The 22834-nt window shown below is 66.8% G+C and carries 16 protein-coding genes; 6 read left to right on the top strand and 10 right to left on the bottom strand.

Annotated features, from left to right (window positions below):
- Positions 1-195 precede the first annotated feature (195 nt).
- From mdtD to IFT58_RS15035, 7 genes are all read right to left on the bottom strand, one after another.
- Positions 196-1593, bottom strand: a complete 1398-nt coding sequence (gene mdtD / locus IFT58_RS15065; RefSeq protein WP_192095814.1) for a multidrug transporter subunit MdtD — start codon at positions 1591-1593, stop codon at positions 196-198.
- A gap of 95 nt (positions 1594-1688) precedes the next feature.
- On the bottom strand, positions 1689-2762 hold the full coding sequence (gene hemE, locus IFT58_RS15060; protein ID WP_192080225.1) for a uroporphyrinogen decarboxylase: 1074 nt from the start codon (positions 2760-2762) through the stop codon (positions 1689-1691).
- 61 nt (positions 2763-2823) lie between these two features.
- Complete coding sequence (locus IFT58_RS15055; protein WP_192080227.1) at positions 2824-3063, bottom strand: WGR domain-containing protein; 240 nt, start codon at positions 3061-3063, stop codon at positions 2824-2826.
- A 108-nt stretch (positions 3064-3171) separates the two neighbouring features.
- On the bottom strand, positions 3172-4281 hold the full coding sequence (gene aroB, locus IFT58_RS15050) for a 3-dehydroquinate synthase (RefSeq protein WP_192080229.1): 1110 nt from the start codon (positions 4279-4281) through the stop codon (positions 3172-3174).
- Complete coding sequence (locus IFT58_RS15045; protein ID WP_188324650.1) at positions 4278-4820, bottom strand: shikimate kinase; 543 nt, start codon at positions 4818-4820, stop codon at positions 4278-4280. Before IFT58_RS15045 ends, aroB begins: the two co-directional genes overlap by 4 nt.
- Before the next feature lie 26 nt (positions 4821-4846).
- Positions 4847-7300 carry a hypothetical protein gene (locus IFT58_RS15040; RefSeq protein WP_192095813.1) on the bottom strand — a complete coding sequence of 818 codons (2454 nt, stop codon included), beginning with the start codon at positions 7298-7300 and terminating at the stop codon, positions 4847-4849.
- Positions 7301-7526: 226 nt separating this feature from the next.
- Positions 7527-8354 (bottom strand): kinase, encoded by an 828-nt coding sequence (locus IFT58_RS15035; protein ID WP_192095811.1) that lies wholly within the window; start codon positions 8352-8354, stop codon positions 7527-7529.
- A 40-nt stretch (positions 8355-8394) separates the two neighbouring features.
- Between IFT58_RS15035 and pdxH the strand changes: the two genes are divergently transcribed.
- A complete protein-coding gene (gene pdxH, locus IFT58_RS15030) occupies positions 8395-8994 on the top strand; it encodes a pyridoxamine 5'-phosphate oxidase (protein ID WP_192080235.1) in 600 nt (199 codons plus the stop codon).
- 262 nt (positions 8995-9256) lie between these two features.
- Here the strand turns inward: pdxH and prpR are convergent, their stop codons facing one another.
- The gene (gene prpR, locus IFT58_RS15025) at positions 9257-10834 is read right to left on the bottom strand and encodes a propionate catabolism operon regulatory protein PrpR (protein ID WP_192080719.1); all 1578 of its coding nucleotides are present in this window, start codon (positions 10832-10834) and stop codon (positions 9257-9259) included.
- Between the two features lie 155 nt (positions 10835-10989).
- Between prpR and prpB the strand changes: the two genes are divergently transcribed.
- From prpB to IFT58_RS15000, 5 genes are all read left to right on the top strand, one after another.
- A complete protein-coding gene (gene prpB / locus IFT58_RS15020) occupies positions 10990-11880 on the top strand; it encodes a methylisocitrate lyase (RefSeq protein WP_192080237.1) in 891 nt (296 codons plus the stop codon).
- A 30-nt stretch (positions 11881-11910) separates the two neighbouring features.
- Positions 11911-13068: a 2-methylcitrate synthase gene (gene prpC / locus IFT58_RS15015; protein ID WP_188324645.1), complete on the top strand. Its 1158-nt coding sequence runs from the start codon at positions 11911-11913 to the stop codon at positions 13066-13068.
- A gap of 148 nt (positions 13069-13216) precedes the next feature.
- Positions 13217-15832: a Fe/S-dependent 2-methylisocitrate dehydratase AcnD gene (gene acnD, locus IFT58_RS15010; RefSeq protein WP_192095881.1), complete on the top strand. Its 2616-nt coding sequence runs from the start codon at positions 13217-13219 to the stop codon at positions 15830-15832.
- Between the two features lie 28 nt (positions 15833-15860).
- A complete protein-coding gene (prpF, locus tag IFT58_RS15005) occupies positions 15861-17045 on the top strand; it encodes a 2-methylaconitate cis-trans isomerase PrpF (RefSeq protein ID WP_192095809.1) in 1185 nt (394 codons plus the stop codon).
- Between the two features lie 174 nt (positions 17046-17219).
- Positions 17220-22154 carry an alpha-2-macroglobulin gene (locus IFT58_RS15000; protein ID WP_192095807.1) on the top strand — a complete coding sequence of 1645 codons (4935 nt, stop codon included), beginning with the start codon at positions 17220-17222 and terminating at the stop codon, positions 22152-22154.
- A 58-nt stretch (positions 22155-22212) separates the two neighbouring features.
- Here IFT58_RS15000 and IFT58_RS18850 read toward each other — a convergent pair whose 3' ends face one another.
- Positions 22213-22575 (bottom strand): carbonic anhydrase family protein, encoded by a 363-nt coding sequence (locus tag IFT58_RS18850; RefSeq protein ID WP_192095806.1) that lies wholly within the window; start codon positions 22573-22575, stop codon positions 22213-22215.
- 66 nt (positions 22576-22641) lie between these two features.
- Positions 22642-22827, bottom strand: coding sequence for a carbonic anhydrase family protein (locus IFT58_RS14990; protein ID WP_192095804.1), 186 nt, complete (start codon positions 22825-22827; stop codon positions 22642-22644).
- Positions 22828-22834 lie beyond the last annotated feature (7 nt).

Here is a 22834-nt window from a genome sequence, read left to right as displayed (position 1 = left end):
CCCAATCAGTCGGCCCAATCCGTCGGCCCAATCGGACGGCCGAATCGGTCAGCCCAATCAGTCAGCCCAATCCGTCGGCCCGGCTCGCCGGCCCAACCCGTTAGCCCAACCCGTTCGCAGAGCCCGTTCGCACCCATCGGCCCAACCCGTCGGCCCAACCCGTCCGCCCGACCCATCCGCCCAACCCCCGCATCATCACTCCGCGACTTCCTCGATCTGCTTCGGGTCCGGGCCTGTATCCGGCAGCTGCCAGAAGATCAGCGTGGACGTCAGCGTGATCGCGCCGACACACAGGAAGGTCGCGTGCAGGGCAGCCGTGGCGCCGTGCGATTCCAGCGGCGCGAATGCCGCCAGCAGGCTGCCCGCCGCTGCGGCGCCGAACCCCGCCGCCAGCATCATCACCATCGACAACAGGCTGTTGCCGGAGCTGGCGAACTCCCGATCCAGATCGCGCAGCGTCACCGTGTTCATTACCGTGAACTGCAGTGAGTTCACCGCGCCGAACAACGCCAGTTGCAGCAGCCGCCAGCCCAGGTGCTGGCCCGGCCCCATCAGCGCGAAGCTGGCCATGGCGATGCCCACCAGCACGGTGTTGACCATCAGCACGCGGCGGTAGCCGAAGCGCTCCACCAGTTTCACTGCCAGCCGCTTGGACACCATGCCGGCGGCAGCGACGGGGATCATCATCAGGCCGGCATTCATCGGGCTCATGCCCATGCCCACCTGCAGCAGAAGGGGGATCAGCAGCGGCATGGCGCTGCTGCCGATGCGTGAGAACAGGTTGCCGAGGATGCCGATGCGGTAGCTCGGCACCCGGAACAACGCGAGCGAAAACAGCGGCGCGGTCGAATTGGCGGCGTGCAGCCAGTAGCCCGCCAGCGCGGCCAGCCCGGCGACGGTCATCAGCATCACCAGCGCGCGCGGCGTGCCCATTCCCGAGATGCCGTCCAATGCCAGCGACAGCACCACCATGCCGAAGGCCAGCATCGCGTAACCGCGCAGATCGAAGCGGCTTCGATGGGCGGCATAGTGGTCGGGCATCACCTTCATCGCGACCAGATAACCGATCACGCCGATCGGCAGATTGATCAGGAACACCCAGTGCCACGACGCGACTTCGACCAGCCAGCCACCCAGCGTCGGGCCGATCAGCGGGCCGATCAATGCCGGGATGGCGATGAAGCTCATCGCGCGCAGGAAGTCCTCGCGCGGTACCGAGCGCATCACGGCCAAGCGACCGACGGGCAGCAGCATCGCGCCACCGATGCCCTGCAGCACGCGCGCTGCGACCAGCTGATGCAGGGTCTGCGCCAACGCGCAGGCCAGCGAGCCAAGGGTGAACAGGATGATGGCGACCAGGAAGGTACGCCGCGTGCCGAAGCGGTCGGCGATCCAGCCCGACGCCGGGATGAAGGTGGCTACGGCCAGTGCGTAGCTGAAAACGACAGACTGCATCTGCAGCGGACTTTCGCCCAGACTTCGCGCCATCGCCGGCAACGCCGTGTTGACGATGGTGGAGTCCAGCATCTGCATGAAGATCGCCAGCGATACCAGCCACAACAAGGGGCGGATGGAGGCGTAGCTTGACGTCATCGGGCTTGGATCCGCGCGACCGGGAGGCGACATGATGGACCAATCGCGGTAACGGCGCGATCAGGAAGCGCCGTACCGCCATGCCGGGTAAAGCATCAGCGTGCGCTGAGCCGGTGCACCGCCTCGACCAGAACCTGCACACTGGCCGGATCCATGTCAGGCGACATGCCGTGGCCCAGGTTGAACACATGGCCCTCGCGCGAGCCGCCGTTGCCGGCCGCATACGTATCGAGCACCCGGCCCGCCGCCGCGCTGATCGCCTCGGGACTGGCGTACAGGGTGGTGGGATCCAGGTTGCCCTGCAGCGCGACGCGCCCCCCTGTGCGGCGCACCGCTTCGTCCAGGTCCAGGGTCCAGTCCAGTCCCAGCGCATCGGCACCGGTATGGGACAGCGCCTCCAGATGCAGGCCCGTGCCCTTGCCGAACAGGATCAGCGGCGTGCGGGCGCTGCCTTCACCGCGCTCCAGCTCGGCGGAGATGCGCTGCAGGTAGCGCAGCGAGAACTCGCGGTACATCGCCGGCGACAGCACGCCGCCCCAGGTATCGAACACCTGCAGGGCCTGCGCGCCGGCCGCGCGCTGCGCACCAAGGTAGGCGACCACCGCATCCGTCACGACCTCCAGCAGGCGGTGCAGTTCCTGCGGGTGGTTCAGCGCCATCGCCTTGATGCGGGCGAAATCCTTGCTGCCGCCGCCTTCCACCATGTAGCAGGCCAGCGTCCACGGGCTGCCGGAAAAGCCGATCAGCGGCACCTGGCCATCCAGCTCGCGGCGGATCACCCGCACGGCATCCATCACATAGCGCAGTTCCTGTTCCATGTCCGGCACCGCCAGCTTGGCGATGGCGGCGGTATCGCGTATCGGGTGCCGGAACTTGGGACCTTCGCCTTCGACGAAATACAGCTCCAGGCCCATCGCATCGGGGATGGTCAGGATGTCCGAAAACAGGATGGCCGCATCCAGCGGGAAGCGGCGCAGCGGCTGCAGGGTGACTTCGCAGGCGAGATCCGGGTTCTTCGCCATCGCCAGGAAACTGCCTGCTTTCGCGCGGGTCGCACGGTACTCCGGCAGGTAACGACCGGCCTGGCGCATCAGCCAGATGGGGGTGTGATCCACCGGCTCGCGGCGCAGGGCGCGCAGCAGACGATCGTTGCGAAGAGGGCTGGTCACGGAAGGCGATCCTTGTGCGGGCGCTGCATGCAACGCCGTGTGGGAAGAAGGGGGTGCATGCTCACTCGCCGTGCGAGGCCAGCTCGAAGCCGCGGTGAAGCTCGGCATCGCGTGCCTTGGCAAAGGCGGCGCGGGCGTCGGCTTCCTTCAGGTACAGTTCGCGCCGGAGCTGCGAGCGGCCCCCGGCGCGGCCGGATTCGCGCAGCAGTTCCCAACCGCCGAACAGGTCGGCGGCCAGGGTCAGGCGCAGGAAGCGCGGCGTCTCGGTACCGATGGCCGGTTGTTGCAGATGGGCATGCATGGGGCAATTGTAGCGCTGCCCCATGAACGGCGGAGACGCGCGGTGCCTGCAGCGTCGAGCGGTCCTCGGCGGAGAAAGCACCCCGTGCAGGGCGGACCCGCGACAGGATCAGCCAGCCAGCACTGCAAGCACGGCGGCTTCTTCCACATCTGCCACCACATCGGCCTGGCCGATGCCGCGCCACAGCACCAGGCGCAGCCGCCCGGCCACGTTCTTCTTGTCCAGCCGCATGCGTGCCAGCAGTGCGGCAGGCTGTAGCCCCGTGGGAATGGCGGTCGGCAAGTGCAGCGATGTCAGCAACGCAGAAAGACGGTGCTCGTCCGCGGCCGGTGCCCTGCCCATCGCGGTCGACAGACGGGCGGCCAGCACCATGCCGACCGCTACGGCTTCGCCGTGGTTCAGGGCATCGCGTCCTGGCGCCGAGTAGCCCTGTTCGGTTTCGATGGCATGGCCGAAGGTATGGCCCAGGTTGAGCAGGGCCCGCTCGCCCTTCTCAAAGGGGTCGCGTTCGACAATGGCCGCCTTGTGCCTGCAACTGCGCGCGATGGCTTCGGCGAGCAGCGTGGCATCGCCGGCAGACAGGCCATCGGCATGCTGCTGCAGCCAGTCGAAGAAGTCCGGATCGCCCAGTGCACCGTACTTCACTACCTCCGCCAGCCCTGCGCGCAGCTCGCGCACCGGCAGGGTCGCCAGCACGTGGGTGTCGGCGATCACCGCCCGCGGCGGATGGAAGGCGCCCACCAGATTCTTGCCGGCCGGGATGTCCACCGCCGTCTTGCCACCGACCGACGAATCGACCATGGCCAACAGCGTGGTCGGCAGTTGAACGCAGTCCACCCCGCGCATCCAGCAGGCCGCGGCGAAGCCGGACAGGTCGCCCACCACGCCGCCGCCCAGCGCAAAGATGCAGGCATCCCGCGTGGCGCCCAGCGCGGCCAAAGCGTCGATGGCCCGGCCGAACTCGGCCAGCGTCTTGGACGCTTCACCGGCCGGCAGCACGTGCTCGGCCACCAACAGCTCCGGGCGCGCCTGCATCAGCGCGCCACGCACGCCGGCGAGATAAAGCGGGGCCACATCGCTATCGCTGACCAGCAGCACGTGCCGGCCGCGGACATGCCGCGCCAGCGCGTGGCCATCGGACAGCTGGCCCGGGCCGATGGTGATCGAATAAGGATGGTCGCCAGCGACGGCGACGTGCAGGGGGGAGGGTGCGGTCATGCGATCGGGTCCTGTCGCTGCCAGTGCGCGGCCAGCTTGACCACAAGCTGGGACGTGGCTTCGGCAGCGGTGTAAAGGTCGGTATCCAGGGTGAGATCGGCCAGCTGCTGGTACAGCGGGTCGCGGTGATAGGCCAGGTCCTGCAGCACCTGCTCACGGTCCGGGCGCTGCAGCAGCGGCCGCGCCTTGTCCCGCGCCAGTCGTTCCAGTTGCGCCGCGACGCTGACCCGCAGGTAGACCACGAAACCATGGCCGGCGATGGCGGCACGGTTGTCGGCATGCAGCACGGCACCTCCGCCGGTAGACACCAACTGCCCGTGCCCGCCGAGCACGCGCTGCAGTGCCTGCTGCTCATGCCGGCGGAAACCGGCTTCGCCGACCAGATCGAACAGGGTCGGGATGCTGGCACCTGCCGCCTCCACGATGACCTGGTCCAGGTCAACGAATTCCAGCGTGAAACGCTCGGCGAGGCGGCGGCCGATGCAGGTTTTGCCGGCTCCCATCGGGCCGATCAGGATCAGGTTCGGAGCAGGATTCATCGCCGTGAATCCTACCACTTCACCCTCTACAGCCGGGTGCTGCGCAGCTGCGTGCCGCCCAGCGCGATGGGGTGGCACAGGGGAGACAGGCGCTGTGCTTCGGCCAGGGGCGGCAGCAGGGCATCGAACAAGGCATGCAGCCCGGCCAGCCCGGGCTCCAGCGTGCCGGCCGTCGTGATCAGGCCATCGGCGTCGTGACCCGCGGCCAGAGGAGGAGGAGGCAGCCAGTGATGCGCCTCCGCCCTGGCACTGGACGTCTTGTCCGCCATCCTGTGGGCAAGGCGGGTCAGACTGCTGCCATGGGCATCGAGCATCTTCTTCCATGCCTGCGCCGGTGCCATCCGCTGGCCTATCAGGCACTGATAGCGCAACAGCGAGGCGGTCAAGGTGGCGCTGCAGAACACGTCCGCATGCAGCGCTGTGTGGCGTGCATGCTGAAGGCGCGCCCCCAGCCCGAGCGAGGCCAGCGGGACACCGGCAATGGGGAGTCGGCCGTCCACGCTGAAGGTGGATGCCCCGCGCACGGTGATCTGCTGCAGGTGCAGGCCACGGGCGGCAGCGGGAAAGCGCACATCGTCCTGGAACGATGGCCTGAAGAACCGGACGCCCACGGTCACCGCGGTCGTGCCTGCCAGGCTCAGCGCGCCTGCATCACCCAGTACGCGCATGAGTTCATGGCGGGTCTCCGCCGCCAGACTGGCATCGGGCAGCCGCTGCTGCAGCAACGCCAGGATGGTGTCGGTGCTGGTCGCCCCGGTCAGCGTGATCCTGGCCTCGACATAGCGGCCATCGCGCAGGGCATTGTAGTTGCGCTGATGGCTCCGGCTGACGCTGATGGTGACGTCCGTCGTGCCCGCGCCCGCCATGGGCTGTGCCGCGCCGCCATGGACCGCCATGGTGTCTGTGCGGATGAACTGTTGCAGGGCCTGGTGCGCGTAAAGGGGGCGCAGCGAGGCGGCGTCCTGTCGCAGGACAGGCGAATCACGCACTGTGGCGGCCAGTGCCTGCGCGGCGCTGCGCTGATCGGCGGGCATCACCAGCCAGAGCCAGTTCACCAGCTCCAGCATGCGCGCCAGTGCCTGCTGCGGCGTGCGGCAGTTCCAGTCCGCGCAGGTTCGTGCCAACACGTGCTTGAGCTGTCGTTTGTCGATGCCACGCTGCTGTTCCAGCAGCAGGGACTGCAGGCACTGGAACTCCGTCTGTACGCGTTGCAGCGCCTCTTCCCGGGCCGCACCTGCGTGCGCATCATCGACCTGCAAGGCGCTGAAGCGTTTGGCGTGTGAGCCGAGACCGGCGGTGATCCGCTCCCGAAGCTGCCAGGCCAGCGCTCCGCGCTGCACAGGGTCCAGATCCAGGTCGCACAACCACAGGGGCACATCGATTTCGACGCGCAGCCGGCTGCGCGCAGCGGAGATGCCCGCGTTGGCGACGGTCGCGTCGGCGGCGGCCTGCATCGAGATCGTGCGTGTGCGGATGCCGACGTCGAGCAAGGGGGCAGGAGAGGGCACCAGTGCATCCTGCGTCAGCGCAGCAAAGGGCGGGCTGTTGTCGCCGCCGCAGGACACCAGGGTAGGCATCAAGGGGGCCCAGCGCAGCGCGGCACGCGCGGCGTGGGCCACGCGGTCGTGGGGCGTGGCGCGGCCCAGCGAGACGACGCTGAGCAGGCGCTGGGCCGCTCGGCTGCGCCGTGGCGTGGCGACGGAGCGCCGCGCCCGGAAGGCGGCATAGTCGTGGATCGATGCCGCGCCGTCGTAGCGGGTGTACTCCACGCTTGCCGTCAGCCCGGCGCCGGCCGCGGTACCGGGTGCCAACTGCGCATCGGCCGATACCTCGGCACTGATGACGTGGTGCCGACCGCGCGCGTACTCCAGCGTCTCGAAACAACTGCTCTTGCTGCCGGACTGTGCGCCCACCGAGAGTCCGGCGGTGGCCCCTGCACCGGCCATGGTCAGGCCTACGCCGGCGCGGGCCGAACACCCGAAGGAGGTGCTGCGTTGTGCCCCTGGCGCGCTCATGGGCTTGAGGCGCACACACCAGCGCCGGTGCGACTGCGCTATCCGCACCGGTTGCAGGCCAAGTCGTGCGTGGTCATGCAGTGCCTGCAGGCGCATGCGCTGGATCTCTGGCATTCGCCCGCCGTTCTGCGCTTCGATTTCAACCTTGCACGCCTTGCGTAATGCCACCAGCGCAGCGGCGTCCAGCACGGGCGCGCGTGCACGGTGGGCGATGAGCGCCAGCGACGTCGCGCGATGTGCGTCGGCGCGTTCGAGCGCCGCGCCCAGGTCGCGGATCATCCCGCCGATCGTGTCCGGACATACGGCATCGGCGTCCGGGAAAGGCGTGGGCTTCCGCAGGGAAGGCGTCGACCACGAGGGCGCGTTGCGCACGCAGGAAAGCACGCTGCGCGTCAGGATGTGTGCGCCCTTCGTAACGGCGTTGAAGGTCTGCAGCGTGGCGGCACTACCAGCAGCAAGGAGCACGGTGGGGGTCCGGTCAGGTTGGGATGCGGTAAGCCAAAACCCTAGCCAACCGACCCTGCCGGTGTGCGCGCATTTCTGTGCATATGCAGATGCCCTCGCGGCATGAGGGTGTGCAGGCAGGGTTTCTGCAAGCAGGTAATGCGCGTGCGAATCGCACGTCCCCCTGGAGAGGGGGGACGGGGGGCGCCGGGTGCGTCACGGCGCCGCCGCAATGGCCGTCAGTCCGTCAGCGTACGCTGACGATGGCGCGCTCGGCATCCAGTGCGATCGTGCGGTCGGCGATGCCGGGCAGCGTGCGCAGGGCATGGCGACTCACCCGCTCGTAGTACTGCACGAAACGTTCCAGCTGCGGTCGCGTCATCCCGCTGCGTCCGGGCTGCGCGGCCTGCAGATGCTGCTCCTGCTGCCAACGCCAGCGCGGTATGACGGAGAAATCAGGCGGCTGCAGGAACCACAGGCGATCGCAGCGTTGCCATAGTGCGGGGTACTCGGTTTCCAGCGCCGTGTTGCACCAGTGCCGCCAGCGTCCGTCCGCATCAGCCTCGCGCTCCAATGCGTTGAGGGGGGCGTCCAGCGTGTCGGCCGCTTCAGCGGGCGTGCCGAGGAACCAGCCCTCGAACACAAGCAGATCCAGAGGCGCCGCCAGATGAGGCCACTCCGCCTGCGGCAGGCGTTCATCGGCCAGTTTGTCGAATCGTGGCAGTGCGCGCAGCGTTCCCGACGCAGCGTCATCCAGCACGCTGTGCGCCAAGGCGAGGTCATGGGTGCCGGGTGGCCCCCGGGTCAGCAACAACGGATGCACATCGCGCGCCAGCCGTTGGCGTTGGGTACGGGTGAGGTAGACATCGTCGATGGAGACGGCGGCGGCTCGCAGGCCACGCGCCTGCGCGCGCGCCACGACCTGCGCGGCCAGCGTCGATTTGCCACTGCCCTGCAGGCCGCTGATGGCCAGTACCGGAACCCGGGTGGCGCTCGCCATCGCATCATCGAGCGCCTGCTCTACCAGGGCATCGGGGAAACCTTTCGACGGGGACGTGTACGCAGCAGCCTTCATGCCGCCACAATAGCCCAATCCAAGTAGGGAACCCGTTGTCATGAGCAATCTGCACGCCGAAGCGCTTTCCACGTTTGCCACGTTGTTTGACGAGGCACGCAAGAGCAGCGAGCTGGAGCCCAACGCGATGACGGTGGCGACCGCCGATCGCAGCGGCCGTCCGTCGGCACGGACCGTGCTGCTGAAGGCGTTCGACGCGCGTGGTTTCGTGTTCTATACGCATCTGGACAGCCACAAGGGCCAGGAGCTCCAGGCCAATCCGCAGGCTGCGCTGTTGTTCCTGTGGCGCAGCCTGCGCGAGGCGGGCATCCAGGTGCGCATCGAAGGGCGCGTCGAGCAGGTGGAGGATGCCGAGGCCGATGCCTATTTCGCATCACGGCCGCGGTTGAGCCAGATCGGGGCATGGGCATCGAGTCAATCGCAGACCCTGGCCTCGCGGGACGAGTTCGACGCGCGGGTCGCCGAGGTCGAGGCGCGCTTCGAAGGCCAGGACGTGCCACGGCCGGCGGGCTGGAGCGGGCTGCGCGTGGTGCCTGACCGGTTCGAGTTCTGGTACGGCGCGCAGTTCCGGCTGCACGAGCGCTGGTGCTACGAGCGCGCAGCCGATGACACGTGGAGCAAGCGACAGCTGTATCCCTGATTGCCCCCACGTTGCCCCCCCCCCCCGCATCCGCGCGTGGGTAGAGCCGACTTCAGTCGGCTGGGCATTACGCGAAGAGCATCGCAGAAGGGTAGAGCCGACTTCAGTCGGCTGGGGGTTACGCGAAGGACAGCCGACTGAAGTCGGCTCTACCGGAGGCTGGGGGTTGCGCGACGGGCAGCCGACTGAAGTCGGCTCTACCTGAGGCTGGGCGTTACGCGAAGGACAGCCGACTGAAATCGGCTCTACCGGAGGCGGGGGGTTACGCCAATCCTGCCGCCCGCAGCCAACGCCACAGGGTGGTGCGTGAGATGCCCAGTGCTTGGGCCATGCCTTCGCGATCATGGCGATGGGTGGCAAGCAACTGCTGCAGGTGGGCCGGCGAGGGGCGCCCCGGCACGATGGCGCCGGCGGCCGCTGCGTCGCCCAGTTCGGGGGCGAGCTCCAGCAGCCGTGCACGGCTGACGGGGCCCTCGCTGGGCTGCCAGTGAATCCGCAGGCGGTCCATCAGATTGCGTAGTTCGCGCACGTTGCCGGGCCAGTCGGCGGCCGCGAGCGCCACCATGGCATCCTCATCCAGGGGAGCGTCCAGGCCTCGCAGTTGCTGGAAGAACGCGCGTGCCAGCAGGGGGATATCGTCGCGCCGCACGCGCAGGGCGGGCAGGGCGATGCGCAGTGTCGCCAGCCGGTAATACAGATCGCGACGGAACAGGCCCATCTGCACCCGCTGCTCCAGCGATTGCAGCGTCGCCGCAACCACCCGCAGGTTGACCGGCGTCGGTTCGGTCGAGCCCACCCGCAACACCTCGCGCTCTTCCAGGACCCGCAACAGCCGCGTCTGCAGCGGAAGCGGCAGTTCGCCGATTTCATCCAGGAACAAGGTGCCGCCATCCGCTGCTTCCACCAGGCCGATACGTCCGCCGCGGCGGGCGCCGGTGAAGGCACCGTCGCTGTAGCCGAACAGTTCGGATTCCAGCAGCGACTCGCTGATGGCACCGCAGTTGAGTGCAACGAAACGTCCGCGACGACCGCTGTCCGCATGCAGCTGACGGGCTACCAGCTCCTTGCCGGTGCCGGTCTCGCCGCTGACCAGTACCGTGCTGTCGTGTGGGGCATACAGGGCAATCTGCTTGCGAACGTCCTGCATCACCCGGCTGTCGCCGAGCAGCACCTGCCCGTGGCCCGGCGGGCTGCTGCGCCGGGGAATGCGCGCGGTGCGGGTCACGGAGCGCGCCAGGGTATGCGTCAGTTCCAGGGCATGCTCGAACGCTTGTCGCACCGAATCGGCCGAATACAGCAGTACACCCTGCAGACCGGCGGCTTCGGCGTGATCGATTGCCATGCCGGTGCCGACGATGACCTCGATCCCGTTGGCGCGCAGGTCCGCGATGCAATCGCGCGCATCTTCCCGGGTCACGAAGCGGCGGTGTTCGATCTGCAGGCCGAAGCTGTCCTGGAAGCTGCCGAACGTGGGCACGTCACTGGCGTGGGTGACCAGCCCGATGCGAGGTGCGATGCGCCGTGCCCGTGCGAGCGCCTCCATCAGGTCGAAGCCGTTGGCCTGGATCGGCACCAGCGGCACATCCAGCCGGCTGCGCAGCCAAGCGGCGTTGGAGCCGCCGGCGATCACTACATCGCAGTGTTCCTGGCGCAGGCGCTGGTTGATCACGGCCACGGCTTCTTCGAAGCCGAGGTTGATCTGTTCGATGCGCGCGCGGCGGTCGAACTCCGGGATCACATCGCCGAGCAATCCCGTCAGGCGAGACACGCTCACGGTCCAGATGACCGGCCGGGAGGGATCGGCCTCGGCGGCAACGAAGGGGAGGCGGGGCAGATGCATCACGACCGGCTCATCGAGAGAGACGTTTCATGATACAGGTGTTTCAGTGTTTCATATGTTCCATTGTGTGGCAGGTATGTTGTCATTCAAATCAATAACTTGGCAGTTGGCACGGAGTTTGCGCCTGTTACCCTGACCACTGAAAGGATCGCTTCATGACTGCCTCTCCCGTATCCGCTGGCACCCGATTCCGCGACGCGCTCGCGGCCGAATCTCCGCTGCAGGTGATTGGCGCGATCAACGCCAACCACGCGCTGCTGGCCAAGCGCGCCGGCTACCGTGCCATCTACCTGTCCGGTGGCGGCGTCGCGGCCGGATCATTGGGCCTGCCGGACCTGGGCATCAATACGCTTGAAGACGTGCTGATCGATGTCCGCCGCATCACCGATGTCTGTGACCTGCCGTTGATGGTGGACATCGATACCGGCTTCGGCCCGAGCGCGTTCAACATCGCGCGCACGGTCAAGTCGCTGATCAAGGCCGGCGCCGCCGCCTGCCATATCGAGGACCAGGTCGGCGCAAAGCGCTGCGGTCATCGTCCCGGCAAGGAGATCGTGTCGCAGGAGGAAATGGTGGACCGCGTGAAGGCCGCGGCCGATGCCAAGACGGATCCGGCGTTCTTCCTGATCGCGCGCACCGATGCGATCCAGGTGGATGGCGTGGACGCCGCGATCGAGCGCGCCATCGCCTGTGTCGACGCGGGTGCCGACGGCATCTTCGCCGAGGCGGCCTATGATCTGGAGACCTATCGTCGTTTCGTCGATGCGGTGAAGGTGCCGGTGCTTGCCAACATCACCGAGTTCGGCGCTACGCCGTTGTTCAGTCGCGATGAGCTGGCATCTGCGGGTGTGGCCATCCAGCTGTTCCCGTTGTCCGCCTTCCGCGCCGCCAACAAGGCCGCCGAGAACGTGTACGAAGCGGTGCGCCGCGACGGCCACCAGCGCAGCGTGGTCGACGCCATGCAGACGCGCAATGAACTCTATGACCGCATTGGCTACCACGCGTTCGAGCAGCAGCTCGATGCGCTGTTCGCCGCCAGGAAGTAACCTGCTCTCACGATTTCCGGGAGGAAAACCATGAACGAAACCACCGCTACCCCGACCTTCAAGCCGAAGAAGTCCGTCGCGCTGTCCGGCACCGCCGCCGGCAACACCGCCCTGTGCACTGTAGGCCGCAGTGGCAATGATCTGCACTACCGGGGCTACGACATCCTGGACCTGGCCACGACCAGCGAGTTCGAGGAAATCGCCCACCTGCTGGTGCACGGCAAGCTGCCCACCCGGGCCGAACTGGTCGCTTACAAGGCCAAGCTGAAGGCACTGCGCGGCATCCCGGCGTCGGTCAAGGCCGCGCTGGAAGAGCTGCCGCCGTCGGCCCACCCGATGGACGTGATGCGCACGGGCGTGTCGGTGCTTGGCTGCGTATCGCCGGAGAAGGACGACCATAATCATCCGGGCGCGCGTGACATCGCCGACAAGCTGATGGCCTGCCTCGGTTCGATGCTGCTGTACTGGTACCACTGGAGCCACAACGGTCGCGCCATCGATGTGGAAACCGACGATGACTCCATCGGTGGCCATTTCCTGCACCTGCTGCACGGCGAGAAGCCGCAGGATTCGTGGGTGAAGGCAATGCATACGTCGCTCATTCTTTACGCCGAGCACGAGTTCAATGCGTCCACGTTCGCGTGCCGCGTGATCGCCGGCACGGGCAGCGACATGTTCAGCGCCATCGCGGGCGGCATCGGCGCATTGCGTGGCCCGAAGCACGGCGGCGCCAATGAAGTGGCGTTCGAAGTGCAGAAGCGTTACGACACGGCCGATGAGGCGGAGGCCGACATCAAGGCACGCGTGGAGCGCAAGGAAGTGGTGATCGGTTTCGGCCATCCGGTGTACACGGTGTCCGATCCACGCAACAAGGTGATCAAGGACGTGGCCCGCGAGCTGTCCGAAGAACAGTCCAGCACGAAGATGTACGACATCGCCGAACGTCTTGAGACGGTGATGTGGGACATCAAGAAGATGTTCCCCAACCTGGACTGGTTCAGTGCGGTCAGTTACCACATGATGGGCGTACCGACGGCGATGTTCACCCCGTTGTTCGTCATCGCACGCACCTCCGGTTGGAGTGCGCATGTCATCGAGCAGCGCATCGATGGAAAGATCATCCGTCCGAGTGCCAACTACACCGGTCCGGAAGACCAGGCGTTCGTGCCGATCGACAAGCGCGCCTGATGCATGATGTGCACCCGCGTGAAGGGTGCACTGCGGAGCGGGACGGCCTGGCCGTCCCGGCTTCGTTCTGGCGTCGCAGCGCCCTGTTTGCCGGCGATGCGACACCCGGCCCGCCAACGATCAAGAGCCAGCCATGAACAGCCCCGTTTTGAACACCGAATACCGCAAGCCCCTCGCCGGCACGACGCTGGACTATTTTGATACCCGTGCTGCGATCGATGCGATCCAGCCCGGTGCCTATGCCACGCTGCCTTATACGTCGCGCGTGCTGGCTGAAAACCTGGTGCGCCGTTGTGACCCGGCCATGTTGGAGCCGTTCCTGCGGCAGCTGATCGAGCGCCGCCAGGACCTCGACTTCCCGTGGTTCCCCGCGCGCGTGGTGTGCCATGACATCCTCGGCCAGACCGCCCTGGTGGACCTGGCCGGGCTGCGTGATGCCATCGCCGATGCGGGTGGTGACCCGGCCCGGATCAATCCGGTGGTGCCCACCCAGTTGATCGTCGACCACTCGCTGGCCGTGGAGTATCCCGGCTTCGACAAGGCCGCGTTCGCGCGTAATCGCGCCGTCGAGGACCGCCGCAACGAAGACCGATTCCATTTCATCAACTGGACCAAGAAGGCCTTCGAGAACGTTGACGTGATTCCGCCGGGCAACGGGATCATGCATCAGATCAACCTGGAAAAGATGTCGCCGGTGATCCAGATACGCGATGGCGTCGCGTTCCCGGATACCTGCGTGGGCACCGACAGCCACACCCCGCACGTGGACGCACTGGGGGTGATCGCCATCGGTGTCGGTGGCCTGGAAGCAGAGAGTGTGATGCTCGGCCGTGCTTCGTGGATGCGCCTGCCGGACATCATCGGGGTGGAGCTGACCGGTCGACCGCAGCCGGGCATCACGTGTACCGACATCGTGCTGGCGCTGACCGAGTTCCTGCGCGCGTCGCGCGTGGTGGGCGCATGGATCGAGTTCTTCGGCGCGGGTGCGAGCGCGCTCAGCATCGGCGACCGCGCGACGATATCCAACATGACGCCGGAGTTCGGCGCGACCGCTGCGATGTTCTCCATCGACCAGCAGACGCTGGACTACCTGCGCCTGACCGGCCGCGAAGAGGCCCAGATCGAACTGGTGGAGACCTATGCGAAGGCGACCGGCCTCTGGTCCGACGACCTGGGGCAGGTGCGGTACGAGCGTGTGCTGCAGTTCGACCTGTCCAGCGTGGTGCGCAACATGGCGGGACCGTCCAACCCGCACAAGCGCGTCGCCACCAGCGAGCTGGCCGCACGCGGTATTTCCGACGAGGCCAAGCTGGCGTCCGGCAGGGTCGAGCAGGCCGAGGGCCTGATGCCTGACGGCGCGGTGATCATCGCCGCGATCACCAGCTGCACCAATACCAGCAATCCGCGTAATGTGATCGGCGCGGCGCTGCTTGCGCGCAACGCGAACCGTGCCGGCCTGACGCGCAAGCCCTGGGTGAAGAGCTCGCTGGCCCCCGGTTCCAAGGCCGTGCAACTGTACCTGGAAGAGGCCGATCTGCTGGTCGAGCTGGAGCAGCTGGGTTTTGGCATCGTGGGATTCGCCTGCACCACCTGCAACGGCATGAGCGGCGCGCTGGATCCGGTGATCCAGCAGGAAATCATCGACCGCGACCTGTATGCCACGGCCGTGCTGTCGGGCAACCGGAACTTCGATGGCCGCATCCATCCTTACGCCAAGCAGGCCTTCCTCGCGTCGCCGGCGCTGGTGGTGGCCTACGCCATCGCCGGTACGGTGCGCTTTGACATCGAGAAAGATGCACTGGGCACGGATGCGCTGGGCAACCCGATCACCTTGAAAGACCTCTGGCCGAGCGACGAAGAGATCGATGCGGTGGTCAAGGCCAGCGTCAAGCCGGAACAGTTCCGCAAGGTGTACGAGCCGATGTTCACCTTCAAGGTGGAGCACGGTGCGCCGATCAGCCCGTTGTACGACTGGCGGCCGCAGAGCACCTACATCCGCCGACCGCCGTACTGGGAAGGTGCGCTGGCGGGCGAGCGCAGCCTGACGGGCATGCGGCCGCTGGCGGTGCTCGGTGACAACATCACCACCGATCATCTTTCGCCGTCCAATGCGATCCTGGCCAGCAGCGCAGCCGGTGAGTACCTGGCGAAGATGGGCCTGCCCGAGGAGGACTTCAATTCCTATGCGACCCATCGCGGCGATCACCTGACCGCCCAGCGCGCCACCTTTGCCAACCCGAAGCTGATCAACGAGATGGCGGTGGTGGACGGCGTGGTGAAGCAGGGCTCGCTGGCGCGCGTGGAGCCGGAAGGCCAGGTACTGCGCATGTGGGAAGCGATCGAGACCTACATGCAGCGCAAGCAGCCGCTGATCATCATCGCGGGTGCCGATTATGGGCAGGGCAGTTCGCGTGACTGGGCGGCAAAGGGCGTACGACTCGCCGGCGTGGAGGCGATCGCGGCAGAGGGCTTCGAGCGCATCCACCGCACCAACCTGATCGGCATGGGCGTGCTGCCGCTCGAGTTCAAGCCGGGTGTTACCCGCCTGACCCTGGGCATCGATGGCACCGAGACGTTCGATGTGGTCGGCGAGCGCGTGCCACGGGCCGAGCTGACGCTGGTGATCCATCGCCGCGACGGGGGCCAGGTGATGGTGCCGGTGACCTGCCGCCTGGATACCGCCGAAGAGGTGTCCATCTACGAGGCCGGTGGGGTGCTGCAGCGCTTTGCGCAGGATTTCCTCGAGGCGACCCAGGTCGCCTGATGCCTTCATTCTTCCAGGATCCTGTCTCATGAATGATCTCCCGCAGCGCCGCATTCCCGCCACGTACCTGCGTGGCGGTACCAGCAAGGGTGTGTTCTTCCGCCTGCAGGACCTGCCGTTCGCCGCGCAGCTTCCCGGCCCGGGGCGCGATGCGCTGCTGATGCGGGTGATCGGCTCGCCGGACCCGTATGGCAAGCACACCGACGGCATGGGCGGGGCGACGTCCAGCACCAGCAAGTGCGTGATCATCTCCAGCGCCAGCGTGCCGGACCACGATGTCGACTACCTTTACGGCCAAGTCTCCATCGACACCGCATTCGTCGATTGGAGTGGCAACTGCGGCAACCTGAGCACCGCCGTCGGTCCTTTCGCCATCAGCAATGGCTTCATCGATCCGTCGCGCGTGCCGCGTGACGGCGTGTGCACGGTGCGCATCTGGCAGGCCAACATCGGCAGGACGATCATCGCCCATGTGCCGATGCGCAATGGCGAGGTGCAGGAAATGGGCGACTTCGAGCTGGACGGCGTGACCTTCCCGGCGGCGGAGATCCAGTTGGAGTTCCTGGACCCGTCCGACGGTGACGAAGGCGCGGCCCTGTTCCCGACCGGTAATGTGGTGGATGACCTGGAGGTGCCCGGTGTCGGCACGTTCAAGGTCACGATGATCACGGCGGGCATCCCCACCATCTTCCTCAACGCGGCAGACCTGGGCTATACCGGGACGGAACTGCAGCCGGCGATCAACGAGGACCGCGCAGCGCTGGAGAAATTCGAGGCGATCCGCGCCCAGGGTGCGGTGCGCATGGGCCTGATCGGAGACGTGTCACAGGCCGCAACACGACAGCACACGCCCAAGGTTGCGTTCGTGGCCCCGGCGCAGGACTTCGTTTCGTCCAGCGGCAAGACCATTGCGGCCACCGCCATCGACCTGCATGCGCGTGCGCTGTCGATGGGCAAGCTGCACCACGCGATGATGGGGACGACCGCGGTGGCGATCGGCACGGCCGCGGCCATTCCCGGTACGCTGGTCAACCTGGCGGCAGGCGGCGGCACGCGCGAGGCCGTCACCTTCGGCCATCCGTCCGGCACGTTGCGGGTGGGGGCCCAGGCGTCGCAGGTCGACGGCCAGTGGGTGGTGACCAAGGCCATCATGAGCCGCAGCGCACGGGTGTTGATGGAAGGCACGGTGCGGGTGCCGGCCGACACGCTTTGAAGCGGTAGTGACGCCTTGACGTGGTAGTGACGGCCGCTGGCCGTCAGCGCGATGCCCGTTGACGGCCAGCGGCTCTCACTACCCTGTCGGATGCGGATGACGGATGACGGCCAGCAGCCGTCACTACCGGTGCAGGGAGGGGCATAATGCCCTCCTTGTTCAAGGAGTGACGACATGACCGGTCCTGCGCGGCTTCGGAAATGGGGGTGGGCGACGGCCCTGCTGGCAGGAAGCATGCTGGCGGGACTGGTCGGCTGCAACCGCAATGAAAGCGGTCAGCTGCCTGCCGCCAGCGGCGAGGCGATCGCCGCCAAGGCTGAGCAGGTGACCGAGTTCGTCCTGCTGCGCGCTTACCCCGACCAGAAGAACGACGGTCTGTCGCTGGCGCTGGAGTTTTCGCGGCCGCTGGTCGGTACGCAGGATTTCGACGCGCTGGTGCGCTTCGAAGAAAAGGTCGGCACCGAAGACAGCAGCTGGACCCTGTCCGACGACGGCAGGACGCTGCGCTATCCGTTCGTCGAAGCGGCCAAGGAATATTCACTGGTGGTGTCCGAGGACCTGCTGGCCGCCGATGGCAGCCGGCTTGGCAAGGAACTGCGGCAGAAGGTCTTCAGCGGTGAGCTGAAGGCGGTCGCCGGCTTCGCCTCGCAGGGCAGTGTCCTGCCGGCCCGTGACAGCCGCGGCCTGCCCGTGGTGTCGGTCAACGTGCCGGAAGTGGACGTGGAGTTCCTGCGGGTCCGCGAAAAGGAGCTGCCCACGTTCTTCAGCCAGTACCAGCGCGGCGGCCGCCGTGGCAGCTGGGAGCTGGACAGTGATTACAGCGAGCGCACCCCGATCAGCCGTCTGGCCGAGCCGGTGTACGTCAACCGTTTCATCCTGGGTAGCAAGCAGAACGAACGCGTGCTGACCTACCTGCCGACGCAGGACATCAAAGAGCTGCAGGAGCCAGGGCTGTATTTCGCCGTGCTCAAGCGCACCGGTGCCTTCGATGGCGAGTTCGACACGGCGTTCTTCAGCGTCAGTGACATCGGCCTGCATACGCGGGCCTACAAGGACAAGCTGTTCGTCCATACCGCCTCGTTGAAGGACGGTTCGCCGCTGAAGAAGGTCGACGTGCGCGTGCTCGATGGCAAGGGCGAGGTCGTTCTGCGCGGCAGCACCGACGGCAACGGCAATGCGCTGCTGGATTACACGCTGGATGCCAGCCACGTGCTGGTGGCAGGCAGCGGCAAGGACACCAGTTTCATCCCGTTCAACCAGCCCGCGCTGGACCTGAGCGAGTTCGCCGTCGCCGGCCGCGACAATGCCTGGTTCGATGTATTTGCCTGGTCCGGGCGTGACCTGTATCGCCCGGGAGAAACGATCAGGCTGTCGGCGCTGCTGCGCGACAACGACGGCAAGCCGGTCGCAGCCGGCAAGGATGCAAAGGCCCGCCAACCCGTGTTCCTGCGCCTGAAGCAGCCCGACGGCAAGATTTTCCGCGAGACCCAGCTGCAGCCGGGCGCGCAGGGATACTTCAATTTCGAACAACTGATCCCCGCCGACGCGCCGACAGGCCGCTGGCAGGTGGAGTTCCGTACCGACCCGGCCAGCAAGGAAGCGATCCAGGGCATGACCCTGCGGATCGAAGAGTTCCTGCCGGAGCGCATGAAGCTGGACCTGGACAGCCCGCAGAAAAGCCTCAAGCCGGGCGATACGCTGCGCCTGCAGGCAGACGGCGCGTATCTGTACGGCGCGCCGGCCGATGGCAATCGGCTGACCGCGCGCCTGGCCGTGGCGGTGGAGCAACAGCCGGTGGAGGGTCTGCCAGGCTATTTCTTCGGCGACCCGACCGTGGCATTGCCGCGCGAAGCAAAGGATGTGCTGGATACCGAGCTGCCGGCCAACGGCTCGCTGAAGCAGGATATCGACCTGCCGGAAGAGGCAGCCAAAGCGAAGACGCCTGTGGCGGTGGTGCTGTCGGGCAGCCTGTATGAAACCGGTGGCCGCACCGTCAACCGCTCCTTGAAGCGGGTGATGTGGCCGGCTGCGGCGCTGGTCGGCGTACGCCCCTTGTTCAACCCTGACGACGGTGCCGATGCCAACGGCACCGCGCGCTTCGAGCTGATGCGTGTGGATGCGGCAGGCAAGCCGCAGCCCGCGAAGGGCCTGAAAGTCACCCTGGTACGCGAGCTGCGTGACTACCACTGGGCATTCAACGACAACCGCTGGGACTACGATTTCACCCGTCGCTTCGAGAACAAAGACACCCGCACCGTCGATGCGGGCACCAGCGCGGTGGCCTTCGACGTGCCGGTGGAATGGGGTGAGTACCGCGTCGATGTATTCGACCCGGCGACCGGACTGACCAGCCGCTATCCGTTCCGGGCGGGCTGGAGCTGGGGCGATGACAACCGCGGCCTGGATGCGCGCCCGGACAAGGTCAAGCTGGCGTTGGACAAGACCGGCTACAAGGCCGGCGACACACTGGAAGTGGCGGTGACGCCGCCGCATGCCGGACGTGGCGTGCTGATGGTGGAGACCGATCGCATGATCTACGTGCAGGACATCGACGCCAAGCCGGGCAGTACGTTCAAGATTCCAGTCACTGCAGACTGGGAGCGGCACGATGTCTACATCACCGCGCTGGTGTTCCGCGGCGGCAGTGCGCCCAGCAAGGTGACGCCGGCGCGGGCCGTGGGCGTGGTGCACGTACCGATGGACCGCAAGGCACGGACGGTGGCGGTCGGTCTGGTCGCACCGAAGCAGATGCGTCCGGAGCAGGACCTGCCGGTGACGGTGAGTGCGCCGCAGCTGGCGGGCAAGTCCGCCTACGTGACGGTGTCCGCCGTGGACGTCGGCATCCTCAACATCACCCGGTTCCCGGTGCCGGACGCGGCGGCGCATTTCTTCGCACAGCGTCGGCTGGGCATCGATGCGTATGACATCTACAGCCGGGTCATCGAGAGCTTCGACGGCAGCAGCGGCAAGCTGAAGTTCGGTGGCGACATGGCGCTGGCGGCGTTGCCGCAGGCCAAGCGGCCCACCGCGCGGGTGCAGACCGTGGATCTGTTCACCGGCCCTGTGCAGCTTGATGCCAAGGGCAATGCGCGCATCCGTTTGAAAGTGCCCGACTTCAACGGCACGCTGCGCGTATCGGCGCTGGTCTATTCCGATGACCACTACGGCAAGCGTGACGTGGAGACGGTAGTGCGCGCCCCGATCCTGGCCGAGGCCAGCATGCCGCGCGTGCTGGCGCCGGGTGACCGCAGTACGGTGACTCTGGATGTGCAGAACTTCACCGGAAAGCCCGGCCAGTTCAACGTGCGGGTGGACACCGACGGCCCGTTGAGCCTGGGCGAGGGTACCCGCAGCGTGCAGCTGGCTGCCGATGCCAAGAGCACCCTGAGCTTCCCACTGAGTGCGCGTGACGGGCACAGCGTGGCCAAGGTGCGCGTGCGCGTGGAGGGCAATGGCTTCAAGGCGGACCGCCGCTATGAACTGCCCGTGCGCGCGGCATGGCCGCAGGTGCTGCGTTCGCAGGTGCGTACGCTGGATCCGCTGGCCGCGGTGAACCTGGACAGCACCCTGCTGGACGGGTTGATGGCCGAGTCGGTGACCGCACGCCTGCTGGTCAGCCCGCTGCCGCCGATTCCGTTCGCCAGCGCGCTGCAGGGCGCATTGAATTATCCCTATGGCTGTGCCGAGCAGACCACCAGCAAGGGCTACGCCGCCCTGATCCTGGACCAGGCGACGTCGTCCATGCTGGGCGCCGATGGCCTGGATGCGAAGGTCCGTCGTGAGCGCATGGAAGGTGCCTTTGGTCGACTGGCGTCGATGCAGGTGGCCAACGGCAACTTCTCGATGTGGGGTGACGACGGTTACGTCAATCCGTGGCTGACGCCCTACATCACCGAGTTCCTGCTGGATGCGCGCGATGCCGGTTTCGCTGTGCCGGACAACGTACTGCAGAAAGCGCTCAACCGCCTCAGCGAGGATCTGCTGTCCGGGGGCAACCAGTTCTATGGACAGGATCGCCGCGACAACCTGAAGTTCGCCAACCAAGCGTATTCCGGTTATGTGCTGGCACGGGTCAACCGTGCGCCGCTGGGTACCCTGCGCACGCTGTATGACAACGAGCGGGCCAAGGCCATCGGCGGGCTGCCGCTGGTGCACCTGGGCGTTGCGCTGTCGCTGCAGGGCGACCGCAAGCGGGGTGAGGCCGCCATTGCCGCTGGCTTCGCCAAGCCAAGCAGCGAGCGGCCGTCCTACTTCGGTGACTACGGCAGCGCGATCCGCGACGATGCGTTGATGATCGCGCTCACGCACGAGCACGGCCTGGCCACGTCGGCCTGGGACGCCCGTTCGGTCGCTCTGGGCCGCGAGCTGGATGCGCGCCGCAACAGCGGCTGGATGTGGCTGAGCACGCAGGAGCAGGTGGCGATCGCGCGATTGGGCAAGGCGCTGGCCGCCAACCAGAAGAAGCGGGTGGCCGGCGAGCTGGTCATCGGCGCGCAGTCCGAAGTCATCAGTGAGCGCCGTTTGTTCGGCCGCAGCTTCGATGCGGTCCAGCTGGCCAGCGGCGTACGGTTCAGTCCCACGGGCGAGCCTCCGATGTTCGCCAGCATCGACGTGGCCGGCATTCCGCGCACCGCGCCGGCGCCGGACAACAGCGTGATAGGCGTGGAGCGCAGCTGGTTCGGTACCGACGGTAAGCCCTGGACGCCGCGTCCGTTGAAGGAAGGCGAGGCGCTGATCGTGCGGGTCACGGTCACCCCGGACGGCACGATGCCTGACGCCCTGCTCACTGACCTGCTGCCGGCCGGCCTGGAGATCGAGAACTTCAACCTGGGCGATGCGAAGCAGTGGGCCGACGTGGTGGTCGACGGCATCGGCATCAACGACCGCAGCGATGCGGCCCAGGTGCAGCATGAGGAGTTCCGCGACGACCGCTACGTCGCCGCGCTGAAGTTGTCGCGCGGCAGCAAGGCGACCGTGTTCTACCTCGTGCGTGCGGTGACGCCGGGGACCTACACCGTGCCACCCTCGTTGGTGGAAGACATGTACCGGCCGCAGCTGCGGGGCGTAGGCCGGAGCAATCCGTCGACGATCACGGTGGTGCAGCCGTGATCGCGTGCCTGGTGGCAACGCCGGATGGGCTGCGCACGCAGCCTATCCGGGCGGCGGATCACGGCGCGGCCGGCTCGTCGATGAGCGCGCGCTTGTTGAATGACTGGATCGGTCGCGCGTTGTGCGGGAACACAAACCGCAGCGCGTCCAGCTGCTGCCGGGAGATGGTCTGCGGTTCCATTTCGATGTTCCACAGCACGCCTTCGGTGCACGGCGGCGTGGTCAGTGAACCGGTGTAATGGACGACGCGGGAGTGGTCAGGCAGCAATCGTGCCGGATTGATGGGGGCGTACAGGCGGATATGCTCGCTGGGCGTGTGCACGTGGAACTGGGCCAGCGTGAACGTTTCACCGTCAAGCGTGATGGTGTTCGCGCCACCCGGCTGCGGCGTCGCCTGCAGGGTGTGACCGTTGTTGATCACCTCGAAGCGGGTGTCCTGTTAATCCGATTCAAGTGCGGACTTCGCGCCGTGCTGGATGTCGCTGCTTCACAGATCGATGGGCGACTGCTGGGGGCCGGCACAGGCAGGCGCGATGCCAGCCCACTGGGACGGGCTGGCCAGGTTGTCGTAGCCCCAGTGAGGTGGGTCGCCGCAGGCCGACGCGGCCGTCGCGCATACGGCTGCAGCCAGCAGGCCGGTGCGGAACAGGGAAGTACGAGCAATGAAGGGCATCGAGGTG

The organism is Stenotrophomonas sp. CFBP 13718, assembly GCF_014842145.1.
Lineage (GTDB): Bacteria > Pseudomonadota > Gammaproteobacteria > Xanthomonadales > Xanthomonadaceae > Stenotrophomonas.
Note: the sequence above shows the minus strand (reverse complement) of the source record. Positions and strands in the feature narration are given on the sequence as shown.

Coding starts and splice junctions, on each gene's coding strand:
- mdtD (WP_192095814.1), bottom strand. CDS start 1,593: ATGACGTCAAGCTACGCCTCCATCCGCCCCTTGTTGTGGCTGGTATCG.
- IFT58_RS15055 (WP_192080227.1), bottom strand. CDS start 3,063: ATGCATGCCCATCTGCAACAACCGGCCATCGGTACCGAGACGCCGCGC.
- aroB (WP_192080229.1), bottom strand. CDS start 4,281: ATGACCGCACCCTCCCCCCTGCACGTCGCCGTCGCTGGCGACCATCCT.
- IFT58_RS15045 (WP_188324650.1), bottom strand. CDS start 4,820: ATGAATCCTGCTCCGAACCTGATCCTGATCGGCCCGATGGGAGCCGGC.
- IFT58_RS15035 (WP_192095811.1), bottom strand. CDS start 8,354: ATGAAGGCTGCTGCGTACACGTCCCCGTCGAAAGGTTTCCCCGATGCC.
- pdxH (WP_192080235.1), top strand. CDS start 8,395: ATGAGCAATCTGCACGCCGAAGCGCTTTCCACGTTTGCCACGTTGTTT.
- prpR (WP_192080719.1), bottom strand. CDS start 10,834: ATGCATCTGCCCCGCCTCCCCTTCGTTGCCGCCGAGGCCGATCCCTCC.
- prpB (WP_192080237.1), top strand. CDS start 10,990: ATGACTGCCTCTCCCGTATCCGCTGGCACCCGATTCCGCGACGCGCTC.
- prpC (WP_188324645.1), top strand. CDS start 11,911: ATGAACGAAACCACCGCTACCCCGACCTTCAAGCCGAAGAAGTCCGTC.
- prpF (WP_192095809.1), top strand. CDS start 15,861: ATGAATGATCTCCCGCAGCGCCGCATTCCCGCCACGTACCTGCGTGGC.
- IFT58_RS15000 (WP_192095807.1), top strand. CDS start 17,220: ATGACCGGTCCTGCGCGGCTTCGGAAATGGGGGTGGGCGACGGCCCTG.
- IFT58_RS14990 (WP_192095804.1), bottom strand. CDS start 22,827: ATGCCCTTCATTGCTCGTACTTCCCTGTTCCGCACCGGCCTGCTGGCT.